General features: G+C 63.9%; 11 protein-coding genes. 1 reads left to right on the plus strand and 10 read right to left on the minus strand.

Going from position 1 to position 11,763, the window contains the following annotated elements; all coding sequences use genetic code 11:
• Positions 1–144: 144 nt before the first annotated feature.
• A complete protein-coding gene (locus tag ACUXVA_RS29925) occupies positions 145–1,488 on the plus strand; it encodes a vWA domain-containing protein (RefSeq protein ID WP_445489871.1) in 1,344 nt (447 codons plus the stop codon).
• Between the two features lie 27 nt (positions 1,489–1,515).
• Here ACUXVA_RS29925 and ACUXVA_RS29930 read toward each other — a convergent pair whose 3' ends face one another.
• The 10 genes from ACUXVA_RS29930 to ACUXVA_RS29975 all read right to left on the minus strand — a co-directional run bounded on the left by ACUXVA_RS29930 (position 1,516) and on the right by ACUXVA_RS29975 (position 11,743).
• A complete protein-coding gene (locus tag ACUXVA_RS29930) occupies positions 1,516–3,372 on the minus strand; it encodes a bifunctional sugar phosphate isomerase/epimerase/4-hydroxyphenylpyruvate dioxygenase family protein (RefSeq protein WP_265082297.1) in 1,857 nt (618 codons plus the stop codon).
• Positions 3,369–4,427, minus strand: a complete 1,059-nt coding sequence (locus tag ACUXVA_RS29935; RefSeq protein WP_265082296.1) for a Gfo/Idh/MocA family protein — start codon at positions 4,425–4,427, stop codon at positions 3,369–3,371. The genes ACUXVA_RS29930 and ACUXVA_RS29935 overlap by 4 nt, the downstream gene beginning before the upstream one ends.
• Complete coding sequence (locus ACUXVA_RS29940) at positions 4,424–5,164, minus strand: ABC transporter ATP-binding protein (protein ID WP_265082295.1); 741 nt, start codon at positions 5,162–5,164, stop codon at positions 4,424–4,426. Before ACUXVA_RS29940 ends, ACUXVA_RS29935 begins: the two co-directional genes overlap by 4 nt.
• A 10-nt stretch (positions 5,165–5,174) precedes the next feature.
• Complete coding sequence (locus tag ACUXVA_RS29945; RefSeq protein ID WP_265082294.1) at positions 5,175–5,918, minus strand: ABC transporter ATP-binding protein; 744 nt, start codon at positions 5,916–5,918, stop codon at positions 5,175–5,177.
• Positions 5,915–6,913, minus strand: coding sequence for a branched-chain amino acid ABC transporter permease (locus ACUXVA_RS29950; protein WP_265082293.1), 999 nt, complete (start codon positions 6,911–6,913; stop codon positions 5,915–5,917). The genes ACUXVA_RS29945 and ACUXVA_RS29950 overlap by 4 nt, the downstream gene beginning before the upstream one ends.
• Positions 6,910–7,785: a branched-chain amino acid ABC transporter permease gene (locus ACUXVA_RS29955; RefSeq protein ID WP_445489875.1), complete on the minus strand. Its 876-nt coding sequence runs from the start codon at positions 7,783–7,785 to the stop codon at positions 6,910–6,912. Before ACUXVA_RS29955 ends, ACUXVA_RS29950 begins: the two co-directional genes overlap by 4 nt.
• A 211-nt stretch (positions 7,786–7,996) precedes the next feature.
• The gene (locus tag ACUXVA_RS29960; protein ID WP_265082291.1) at positions 7,997–9,136 is read right to left on the minus strand and encodes an ABC transporter substrate-binding protein; all 1,140 of its coding nucleotides are present in this window, start codon (positions 9,134–9,136) and stop codon (positions 7,997–7,999) included.
• Positions 9,137–9,201: 65 nt separating this feature from the next.
• Positions 9,202–10,089, minus strand: coding sequence for a shikimate dehydrogenase (locus tag ACUXVA_RS29965; protein ID WP_265082290.1), 888 nt, complete (start codon positions 10,087–10,089; stop codon positions 9,202–9,204).
• 105 nt (positions 10,090–10,194) lie between these two features.
• Positions 10,195–11,136 (minus strand): LysR family transcriptional regulator, encoded by a 942-nt coding sequence (locus tag ACUXVA_RS29970; RefSeq protein WP_445489878.1) that lies wholly within the window; start codon positions 11,134–11,136, stop codon positions 10,195–10,197.
• Positions 11,137–11,260: 124 nt separating this feature from the next.
• Entirely contained in the window at positions 11,261–11,743 is a 483-nt protein-coding gene (locus ACUXVA_RS29975; RefSeq protein ID WP_265082289.1) for a hypothetical protein, read from the minus strand.
• Positions 11,744–11,763 lie beyond the last annotated feature (20 nt).

Consider the following 11,763-nt stretch of genomic DNA (forward strand, 5'->3'; position numbering starts at 1 on the left):
CACAAAGCGAGTGATGCGCAGTACCACCGCGCTATCCAGGTCGCGTTTGAAAACATAATGCAACAGGATTCCGCAGCAGTCTTTTGCTAGCCTTTCACAGCTCAGCCGCCATGGTCGATTCGAAATTAAAATCCGGATCGACCCATGCTGCATACCGTCATCGCGTCCCGTATCCTGCCACCGTTACGGCGCTTCTGCCGGTCGCAGGATGGCAACATCGCCGTAATCTTTGCGATCGTGATGGTGCCCACGATCGGCTTCATCGGCGCTGCGGTCGACTACAGCCGCGCCAATGCCGCGCGTTCGGCGATGCATGCGGCCCTGGACTCCGCCGCATTGATGGTCGCCAAGGACGATGCGGCGGGCGACATGACCAGGGCCCAGCTGAACACCAAGGCCAACGCCTACTTCACCGCACTATATACAAATACCGATGTACCGAGCGTCACCCTGACGGCGACCTATTCGAACAGTGCCACCACAGGATCATCTGTGGTGCTGTCCGGCTCCGGGACTATCAACACGTCCTTCATGAAGGTGGTCGGGTTTCCTACCCTGACCCTGTCCTCATCGTCCACGGCGAGTTGGGGCATGACCAAGCTCCGTGTCGCCATGGCGCTCGACAACACCGGATCCATGAAAGACGACGGCAAGATGTCTGCGCTGCAAACTGCCACCACCAACCTCATCAACCAGCTCAGTGCCTCCGCTCAGACCAATGGCGACGTCTACATCTCCCTGGTCCCGTTCGCCAACGTGGTCAATCTCGGCACCGGATACAAGAACAGCGGCTATATCGACTGGAGCAACTGGTCGACCGTGGGCAGCATCGAGGAGGGCTGGACCTGCGGCTCGAGCTACAATTCGTGGTACCGGACCATGCGATGCGGCTCGTCCAGCAACAACATCAATAGCTGGAACGGCTGCGTGATCGATCGGACGCAGAACTACGACGTTCAGATCACGGCACCGACTACCGCCGCCACCTATTATCCGGCCGACCAGTCGTCCTATTGCCCGACCGTGATCACTCCCCTGAGCTATAATTGGACGGCACTGAAGGCGTCGGTAGCGACCATGACGCCGAGCGGCGGCACCAACCAGCCGATCGGCCTGGTGTGGGCATGGCAGACGCTGCAGCAAACCGCGCCTTTCAACGCGCCGGCCGAAGACAGCAATTACACCTACAAGAAGGCGATCATTCTGCTGTCGGACGGCCTCAACACCATGGATCGCTGGTACGGCGACGGCAGCACGCCCTCGTCGCAGGTCGACGCGCGCCAGCAGCCGCTATGCGATAACATCAAGGCCGCCAACGTCACCATCTATACAATCCAGGTCAATACCGGCGGCGACCCGACCTCCGCGGTGCTCCAATATTGCGCCAGCGGCAGCGGCAACTTCTTTCAGCTCACCACGGCAAGCCAGGTCATCTCGACCTTCAACACCATCGGAACGGCGCTGACCAACCTGCGTATCTCCAAATAGGACCGCAGCGCCGTCCCGCCCGGCCGTTCAGAGGCGGGGCATGCTGACCGGGCGCGCCTCGCGGGTCTGCGCCGCCAGCCTGATGGCGGCATTGGTCGCGCCAAATCCCGCATAGTTGCGCCGTTCGACGATCTCGAAAAAGAAGCGCTCGTCGAAGGCGTGGGTGTAGATCTGGAAGAACTCGCCGTCGCCTTCGCGTTCATAGAGGATCTGGTTGTCGCGGAGCAGAGTCATGGTGGCCGTGTCGAGACCGTATTTGGCCTCGATATCGGCATAGTAGTTCTCCGGAATCTTCAGAAAGCTGGCGCCGCGCGCCCGCATCTCCGCGACCGCCGCAAAGATATCCTCGCATGAGAAGGCAATATGCTGAACGCCCGAGCCGAAGAACTCGGAGATGAAGCGGTTCGACAGCGTGCGCGTCGCCGACGATCCGTTCAGCACCACACGCAGCGTCTGGCTAGCGTTGATCAAGGCCTGGCTCTGCACCAGGCCGACGAGATCGGCGATTTCCATCTGCGGCAGCCGCTGCAGATCGAGAATGCCGACGTAGAACAACAGCCACGACGGCATTTCCTCGTAAGGCATCGACTGCGAGATATGGTCGACGGCCGTCAGGCGATCGGCGCCGGGATCGCTGGCGAGCGCCGCGAAATCGGTGTCCCAGTTGTTGCCGGTCCCATCGAGGAAATACAGCAGGCTGCCGCCGACGCCGTGGATCGCCGGAATTTCCAGTTCGCCGGGGCCGACGGGCTGATAGAAGGTCTTCGCCTTCAGCGCCTCGGCGCGCGCCATGGTTTTCGATGCATCGTCGACGTCGAGGGCGATGGCGCAGACCCCTGGGCCGTGGGTGACGTAGTGCGAATGCGCAAAGCCGCCCTGCTCGTGGTTGATGACGAGTTCGATGGCGCCTTGCGACCAGCGCTCCACTGCCTTGCTGCGATGGGCGCCGGTCTTGCGGAAGCCGAGTTGACCGAACAGGGTCGCGAGACCCGCCGCGCTCACTTCGTTGACAGCAAATTCGATGAAGCCAACGCCAAGGCTGCGCGCCGGCGGCGCCAGCTTGGCGGTCGGTTCGGCCAGCTGGTCTTTCAGCAGGATCAACGAGCGCAGGCCATCGGTGGCGGTGCGCGCGGCGGAGCCGGCACGGAACTGGTCGTTGAAAATTTCCAGCGACCACGGGCCGCTATAGCCGGTGGCCATCACCGCTTCCATGAAGCCTGTGACCGGCAGGTCGCCCTGCCCGGGGAAACAGCGGAAATGCCGGCTCCACGGCAGGACATCGAGCCCGAGCTTCGGCGCGTCGGCGAGTTGCACCAGGAAAATCTTGTCGGCGGGGATCGACGCGATCGCGGTCACCGGAAAGGCCGGCGCCAGCGCATGAAAGCTGTCGAGGATGACGCCGATGGATTTGTGGTCGGCGCGGCGCACGATTTCCCAGGCGTCGCGATAGTCGCGGACGTGCCGGCCCCATGCCAACGCCTCGAAGCCGACCCGCATGCCGTGTCTGGCCGCGAGGTCGCCGAGTTCGCGGAAATCGGCCGCAGCGCGATCGATGCCGCCGAGCCCCAGCGGCGACACGTTGCTGCAGATCAGCATCAGGTCGGTCTGCAGCTCCTTCATCAGTTCGAACTTGCGTTCGGCACGGTAGAAGTTGCGGCTGCGCTGCGGCTCCGGCATACCCTCGAAATCGCGAAACGGCTGGAAGGCGCAGATGGTCAGGCCGAGATCGCGGCACATCTGGCCGATCTCGCGCGGGCTGCCGCTGTACGACAGCAGATCGGCTTCGAAAATCTCGACTTCGTGGTATCCGGCGGCAGCGATGGCGCGCAGCTTTTCGTCGAGTGCACCGCTGAGAGAGACGGTAGCGATGGATAGTTTGGTCATGCGGTCTGCTCCAGAATGCTGCCCGGCGAAACCCGCGCGCCGGTTCGCGCCGCCAGTTGCACCGCTTCGACCACGGCCAAAGTTGCCATGGCGTCGTCCACGGAAATCAGCGGCGCCTCGCGGCGATCGATCACCGCACAAAAATGCCTGAGCTGCTCGACCAGCGGATCGGCCCGCTCCGACGCAAGATCCGCCCGCGCCAGCGGCGCCCACCACCCCTTGTCGCCCGGATAGGACCACAGGTCCATGGTCGGCACCGACAGTGAACCTTTGGTGCCGGCGAAGATGTAACAGGGCTGGTCCTGCCGCGGATAGGCGGCGTTCTCGCCGGACGACAGCTCCCAGCTCCACGGCGATGGCGTGGCGTCCGACAATGTCACGGTGCCGATCGCGCCATTGGCAAAGCGCAGCAGCAGCGCCGCAGTGTCCTCCACCGCGAAGCCGCGCACCTTGTTCGAGGTCAGCGCCTGCACCTCGACGATCTCGCCGCAGATGAAGCGCAGATTGTCGATGTCGTGGACGAGGTTGATCAGGATCGGGCCGCCGCCCTGCTCGCGGCGCCAGGAGACGTCGAAATAATCATCGGGTTTCTGCAGCAGCCAGAGTCCGACCACCGCCGTCAGTTGGCCAAGCCTCCCGCCGGCGACCGCATCGCGCACCGCCTTGATACCGGGATTGTGCCGGCGATGATGACCGACCAGCACCGGCACACCGGAGCGCCGGACCGCCGCTGCCAGCTCCTGCGCCGCGATGACGGTATCGGTCACCGGCTTTTCTACCAGCGTCGGGACGCCCCGTTCGACGCAGTCCAACACCATTGCCAGATGCAGCGCGTTCGGCGAGGCGATGATCGCGCCGTCGGGTTTTTCCTGATCCAGCAGTTCGCGGTGGTCGAAATACCACGACAGGCCGCGCTGCTGGGCAAATGCTTTCGCGGCGTCCGACGGGTCGGCGATCCCCGCCACTTCACATTCCGACGACGCTGCGATCAAATCGAGGTGCTTGCGGCCGATCAGGCCGGCGCCCATCACGCCGATCCGCTTTCGGCTGCTCACGCCGCGCTGTCCGCCATGGCGCCGCCAAGGAACAGCGCGCCGATGCGGGGATCGTTGAGCACCTTTTCGGCCTTGTCGAAGATCCGGGTCTGGCCGAGCTCCAGCACAATGCCGAAGTCGGAAATCTCCAGCGCCGAGCGGGCGTTCTGCTCGATCATCAAGATCGAGACGCCCTTGTCGCGCAGCTCCTTGAGGATGTTGAAAGTCTGCAGCACCATCAGCGGCGAGAGACCAATGGACGGCTCGTCGATCAGCACCAGCTGCGGATTGAGCAGCAGGCCGCGGGCGATTTCGAGCTGCTTCTGCTCGCCCCCGGACAGGGTCGAGGCCTGCTGCGTGGCCTTCTTGCGCAGCACCGGAAACTTGTCGAGCGCGGCCTCGATACGCGCCGGCAGGTCGGTGATGTCGCGCCCGGCCGCCACCGCGCCGAGTTCGATGTTGTGGCGCACCGACAGTTCCGGAAAGATGTTGCGGCCCTGCGGCACGTAGCAGATGCCGGCGGTGAGCAATTCGCGCTGGCTGAGGCCAGTGACGTCGCGCCCCCGAAAGATCACCTTGCCCTCGCGCAGCTTCAAGAGCCCGAAGATTGCCTTGAACACGGTGGACTTGCCGGCACCGTTCGGACCGATCACCGTGGTGATCGACCCCGCCGGCACCGAGAAGGTGGTGCCGTTAAGGATGGTCATCTTGCCGTAGCCGCCGACCAGATTCTGAACGTCCAGGATCGCATCGCTCATGGTTTCGTCCTCAATGTCCGAGATAGGCTTCGATCACGGCGGGATTGGCGCGGACTTCGCTGGGCTTGCCCATGGCCAACACCTTGCCTTCGGCCATCACGATCACGCGGGTGCACAGCGACATCACGAAATCCATGTTGTGCTCGATCACCACGAAGGTCGCGCCCTTTTCGCGGTTGATCGCCGTCAACCGGTCCTTGAGGTCGGCCAGCATGGTCAGGTTGACGCCGCCAGCGGGTTCGTCGAGCAGCACCAGCCGCGGTCCGCCCATGAAGGCCATGGCGGCGTCGAGCAGCTTCTGCTGGCCGTAGGACAGGCCACCGGCCGGCTCATCCGCGAGGTGGTCGAGTTTGAAGAAGCCGATCATCTGATTGGCGGCGTCGGTCAAGCCGGCATCGGAGGGGCCGAACAGCCGCGACAGCATGCTGCCCTGATGCTCCTGACCGGCGAGGATCAGGTTTTCGCGCACCGACAGTTTGGGAAACACCTGCAGCAACTGGAAGGTACGGCTGACGCCGAGGCCGTTCAGCTCCGACGGCCGCATGCCGGTGACGACCTTGCCGTCGACCTTGACCTCGCCGCCTGACGGCGTGAGCTGGCCGAGGATACAGTTGAACAAGGTCGACTTGCCGCAGCCGTTGGGGCCGATCAGGCCGAGGATCTCGCCTTCATGGACGTCGAAGGACACGCCGTTGACCGCCGCGATGCCGCCAAAGCTCTTGCTGATGTCGCTGACTTCGAGGACCGCGGTCATGGTGCCGTTTCCAGTTTCGATTTGGCGACAGCGCGCATGGCCGAAGCGATCTTGGTGCGGCGCTCGGATATGGCGCGGTCGAGAATGCCGAGGATGCCGGTGGGCGAATAGATCAGCAGACCGATCACCGCGACGGCGTAGATCATCAGGTAGTAGCCCTGGGTGAAGCGCAGCCACTCCGGCAGCAGCACTGCGATCATCGCGCCGAGGAACGGCCCGAAGAAGAACCCGGAGCCGCCGACGATCACCATCATCAAGAGATCCAGCGACAGCGACAGGCTGAACGGCACCGGATCGACATACTGCGTCAGCGGCGCGTACAGCGTGCCGGCAACGCCGCCGAGCGCCGAGCCGATGGCAAAGGCCATCAGCGTGTAGCGACGGGTGTCGATGCCCAGCGACAGCGCCCGCACCGGGTTTTCGCGCAGCGCCACGAAGGCGCGGCCCCATGGCGAGCGGATCAGCCACCACACCATCAGCGAGACGATTCCGAGCGAGCCGAGACAGAGATAGTAAAATGGCAGCGGCCGCCGCGTCGGGAAGCCGAACACTTCCGGCCGCGGGATGTTGCTGATGCCATAGATGCCCTTGGTGAGCCAGTCCTCGTTGCGAAACACGAGGAAGGCCAGCGTCGAAAAGGCCAGCGTGACGAAGGCCAGATAATGATGCTGCACGCGCAGCGCGGGATAGCCGAGGATCCAGCCGACCGCGAAGCACAGTACGATGGCCACGCCGAGTGCGGCGATCAGCGGCAAGCCGTTCGACGTCATGATGGCCGCGGCGTAAGCGCCGATGCCGACGAACGCGCCCTGCGCCAGCGACACCTGGCCGGCATAGCCCAGCGTCAGGTTGAGGCCCATGGCGGCGATGGTCATCACTGCCCACTGGCTCAGGATGAACAGGCCGTAGCGCTGGAAATTCATCGGCACGATGATCAGCGCAGCGATGACCACGAGACCGAGCCCGATCTGCCAATATTTGCTGTTGAGGGTCATACGGTGCGCTCCTCGGGCCGGCCAAGAATGCCCTGCGGGCGGAACAGGATGATCACGATCAGCAGCACCAATGGCACCGCCGCACGATACTGGGTCGAGACGTAGGCCGCGGCGAGGTTGTCGACGACACCGATCAGCAGCCCGCCGGCGATAGCGCCGCGCACCTGGTTGAAGCCGCCGACGATGGCCGCGATGAACGCCGCCTGGCCGAGCACTTCGCCGCTGGAAAACTTTGCGAGATAGATCGGGGTGATCAGCAGCGACGCCAGCGCCACCAGGAAGGCATTGATCAGGAAGGTGTACATGATCATGCGCTCCACGGGGACGCCGACGATGCGCGCCACCGTGGGATTTTGCGCGGCAGCCTGCATCTGGTGGCCGATCGAGGTGCGGTTCAGCAGCGCGGTCAGCGCGATCACCGCCACGATGGCCAGCGCCAGCACGCCGATGCTCTGCAGCGCCACCGGGCGACCGAACACCGAGACGTCACCCAACGGGACAATCGACGGAAACGGCGACGCCTCGGCGCTCCAGAACTGCTTGACCGCTTCCTTGATGCCGATCGCCAGCGCCATGGTGGCGATCGCCAGCGGCAGCACGCCATGGCGCAGCATCGGATCGACCAGCAGCAGCTTGAAGCCGAGGCCGAGCAGCAGCATCGACAGCAGGATGCCGACCAGGATCGCCAGCCAGAACGGTGCGCCGGCATGCATCACCGCCAGCATCAGGAAGGCCGGCAGCATGACGAATTCGCCCTGCGCGAAATTGATGGTCTGCGAGGTCTGCCACAGCAGCGTGAAGCCCACCGCGGCGATCGCATAGATCGCCCCGGTGGCGAGGCCAGCGACGAGAAGATCGAGAAGGTTGGACATGTGGTGGCTCCAATAGCGGCGGCGGCGTCCTTGCCTTCGCCCCGCTTGCGGGGAGAAGGTGTCTCGAACCCGCGGAGCGGGTTCGAGACGGATGAGGGGGACCCTCCGCAAGTTCGGAGCGCATGGAGAGTCCCCCTCACCCGACTTTCACGCGCTTCGCGCGTGCAAGTCGACCTCTCCCCGCAAGCGGGGAGAGGTTAAAACAAGCGCGTCAGTTATTCAGCTTCGGCAGCACGGCCTTGATGACCTGCTTGCCGTCAACCACTTCCGCCAGAAACCCCTGACGGTCGATATCTCCATTGGCGTCGAAGGTGACATCCATCAGGATGCCCGGCTCCTTGGCCGCGGTGATGGTCAGGCCGTGCAGGGCGTCGGCAAGCCCCTTGGGATCGACCTTGCCCATTTTCTCGGTGGCAGCCTTGATCATGTAGATCGCCAGCCAGCCCTTCATGCCGTTGTGGTCCGGCACGTAGTTGTACTTCTTGACGAACTTTTCGCGGAACGCCTTGACCAGTTCGACCGGCGCGTCGGTGGTGAGACCGACATGGGCACGGGCGCCATTGGCGGCATCGCCGGCAAGCTCGATCACCTTCTGCCCGACCAGGGTGGTCTCGCCCATCAACGGCGCGGTGATGCCCTGACGCTTGATTTCCTTGAGGACGCGTGCGCTCTCTTCTTCGTTGACGTAGACGAAGACCACGTCGGGGGCTGCCGACTTGATCTTGCTGACGTCGGCGGCGAAGTCGGCCTGGCCGGCTTCGGTGGAGAGATCGGCGGCGACCTTGATGTTGTACTTGGCGAATTCCTTGACGATGGAATCACGACCGCCCTTGCCGAAGTCGTTGTTGACCCAGACGATGGCGACCGACTTGGCCTTCAGCTCGTCGTTGATGTACTTGGCGACCTTGGGCATCGTGGACTGCTGGCCAAACGAGGTCCGGAACAGGAACTTGTTGCCGGCCTGGGTGAGTTCGGCGGCTTCGCCGCCCATGATCTGCGTGATGCCGGCTTCGGCGGCCAGCGGCGCGGTGACCTTGACCGAACCGGAATAGCCGGGCCCGAGCAGCACGTAGGGCTCGGTGTCGAGCGCCTTCTGGACCTGCGCGCGCGCGACGCCGGGATTGGACTGCGAGTCCGCGTGAGTGACTTCGAGCTTGCGGCCGAGCACGCCGCCCTTGGAATTGACTTCCTCGATCGCCAGATCGATGCCGTTCTTCCAGTTGGTGCCGACGGTGGCGCCGCCGCCGGAAAACTCGGCGACGTCCGCCAGCTTGATCGGCCCGGACTGCGCGAAGGCCGCGCCGGTCAGCATGGTCGCGAGCAGTGCGCCCGCCAGAATACGTGTTTTCATATCAAATCCTCCCTTGGTTGTGATCGTCTTTTCATTGCGAGCAGGCCTTATGGCCGACTACGTCGTCAGGCTGCGTTGGCGGGGTACCTCTTGGCCATTACGGCGTCGAATGCAATTCCCATTTCGGTGGTAGAAGGTGCCAGACCGGTGAACAGTTCGAACGCATCGGCCGCCTGATAGATCGCGAGATCCCGTCCGGTCATGACCTTGGCGCCGACGTCCCTGGCAGCCATCAGCAGCGGCGTCCACAGCGGCGAATAGACCGCATCGGCGACCCACAACCCGGCATGCAGCAGATTGTCCGGAACCGGCGTGCCCTTGCTCGGCGTCATGCCCACAGGCGTACCGTTGACCACGCCCACCGCCCCCGTCAGCGCGTCTGCGACGCTGGCGGCAACGCGGACCGTCAGCCTGCCACCCAACTGCGCTGCGAGTTGCTCGACCTTGGCGCGGTCGGTATCGAAGATCCGGATCTCGCTGACACCGAGGTCGGCCAGCGCAAAGGCAATGGCCTTGCCGACGCCGCCGGTGCCGATCACCGCCACCGGACCGCGGCCGGAGCCTTCGACCAGCGCCTTCACCGCGCGGGCAAAGCCGGTGGTGTCGGTGTTATGCCCGGTCAGGCGACCGTCGCGCACGACCACCGTATTGACCGCGCCAATCGCTCGGGCGCCGGGCGACAGCGCGTCGAGCAGATCCAGCACCGCTTCCTTGTAGGGGAACGTGACGTTGATGCCGGAGAAGCCGAGCCGGCGAACGCCATCGAGCAGCAGCTTCAATTCGTCGCGGCCGGCGCCGGCGACCTCTATCAACTGGTAGTGGCAGCGCGCACCCAGCGCGTCTGCAGCCGCTTCGTGCATCGCCGGCGACGCCGACTGCGCGATCGGCGCGCCGAGCAGGCCGGTGAGAAAACGGCGGCCGGAAGCGGGCAGGTTTTGCGTGGACGTGGTCATGGGATCAGAGCCAGTGCTGCAGAGCGGGCAATTCGTCGGCGAACGGCGCGAGGATAGCGCCGGGGCGATTGAACACAATTACCCTGTTATGCCACAAACATAACATCATGTTATCTTTTTACGTGGCTTGGCCGGCGGGGCTTTCGCGACCTGCTTCGGCCCGACGGCGCGCATTTCAGAGCGCAGGCAGTCGATGAAGTGCTCGATATGCATCGACAACGGTGCGCCGCGCTTCACGGCGACGTAGGTGTCGAAACGGGTCGGCTCGACGATGGGCAGCACGACCACTCCGGGGTAGCCGCCATGGGCGACGGTGAACTGGTCGATCACGGCGATGCCGAGGCCCGACCTCACCAGCGCACAGACGGTCGTGCCGAAGCGCGCCCGGATGGTGATGTCGTATTTGAGCCGATAGCGCGCGAAGATCTCGGCCATGATGCGACCATAGGGGTCGTTGGGATCGATGCCGATCAGGGGATAGTGCGTGATCTCCTTTGCCGACACGTGCTTGCGGCCGGCCAGTGCGTGGCCTTCGGGCACGATGCAGAACAATTCGCCCGACGCCAGCGGCAGGAAATCCAGACCGGGGTGATCGAGGCGATAGCTCATGGCGACGCAGTCGCCGCGGCCGAGCAGGAGGTAATCGACCGCCTCCTCGATCTTCAGGATATTGATGTCGATGCGCAGCTCTGAAAACCGCCGGCGCACCCGCTCGATGGCGCGCGGCACCATCACCTGGGAGATGCTGGGCACCGAGCCGATGCGCAGTTCGGACAGCGCGCCCTGCCCGATCTTGGAGATGATCTCGGTGAGATCGTCGACCTTCTGATAGACGCCGTTGATCTGCTCGAAGATATTGTGCGCTTCCGGGGTCGGGAAATAGCGGCCGTTCTGACGCTGGAAGAAGCGAATGCCCAGCGACTTCTCGGTATATTTCACCAGCCGGCTGATGCCGGGTGCGGAGACATTCAACAGCTTCGCCGCCCCCCCAATGGTCCCGGCGACCATCACGGCCCGCACGACCTCGATCTGGCGTAGCGTCATCATGAGGTGAAGCCGTCTCCTGCCGCAAAACCAGCGCTTTGTCGGATCGCGCCCGATGCGTCAAGAGTAGGCGGCTTGCAGCGAACGCACAATGCGCCCGCGTCTTCCGCCCCGGCCGGAACGCAGCCTAGTTCCGGCTCATGACGATGCTGACGTTGCGGATATCGCCTTCCGACGCGATGGAAAAATTCTGCCGGTTGCCCTTCGTCGAAACCGACAGGGTTGCCGAGAAGCCCGGAGCGTCAGCCACGGCAGAAATGGTGCCGCCGCTTTCACGCCCGACGAGACTGCCATTGATGCCGCGGCTCAGTTCGCTCCAGGAGCCCGCAATCTGTCCCTGCTCGCTAACAAGGTCGCTGTTCAGTTCGAAGCGATAGCTGTCGCTGGCGCAGCGAAGGCTCTGTTGCAGACGGGCGTCTGCGCGACCGACCTGATAGGTCGCCTTGCAACGCACCCGCTCCTTCGAACCATCGGACAGCGAAATCGTCCCTGCACCTGTCCAAGACCCCGCCATGCCCGCGAAGGGAGCAGACTGCGCGAGCGCCTGACAACCGGTGGACACGACAAAAAAGGCGACCGTCGCGAACTGAAGAGTTGATATCGTTTTCAAGGGATTGCTCCTGTGATCGG

This window comes from Rhodopseudomonas sp. RCAM05734 (genome assembly GCF_052658035.1).

Coding starts and splice junctions, on each gene's coding strand:
- ACUXVA_RS29925 (WP_445489871.1), top strand. CDS start 145: ATGCTGCATACCGTCATCGCGTCCCGTATCCTGCCACCGTTACGGCGC.
- ACUXVA_RS29930 (WP_265082297.1), bottom strand. CDS start 3,372: ATGACCAAACTATCCATCGCTACCGTCTCTCTCAGCGGTGCACTCGAC.
- ACUXVA_RS29940 (WP_265082295.1), bottom strand. CDS start 5,164: ATGAGCGATGCGATCCTGGACGTTCAGAATCTGGTCGGCGGCTACGGC.
- ACUXVA_RS29945 (WP_265082294.1), bottom strand. CDS start 5,918: ATGACCGCGGTCCTCGAAGTCAGCGACATCAGCAAGAGCTTTGGCGGC.
- ACUXVA_RS29950 (WP_265082293.1), bottom strand. CDS start 6,913: ATGACCCTCAACAGCAAATATTGGCAGATCGGGCTCGGTCTCGTGGTC.
- ACUXVA_RS29955 (WP_445489875.1), bottom strand. CDS start 7,785: ATGTCCAACCTTCTCGATCTTCTCGTCGCTGGCCTCGCCACCGGGGCG.
- ACUXVA_RS29960 (WP_265082291.1), bottom strand. CDS start 9,136: ATGAAAACACGTATTCTGGCGGGCGCACTGCTCGCGACCATGCTGACC.
- ACUXVA_RS29965 (WP_265082290.1), bottom strand. CDS start 10,089: ATGACCACGTCCACGCAAAACCTGCCCGCTTCCGGCCGCCGTTTTCTC.
- ACUXVA_RS29970 (WP_445489878.1), bottom strand. CDS start 11,136: ATGATGACGCTACGCCAGATCGAGGTCGTGCGGGCCGTGATGGTCGCC.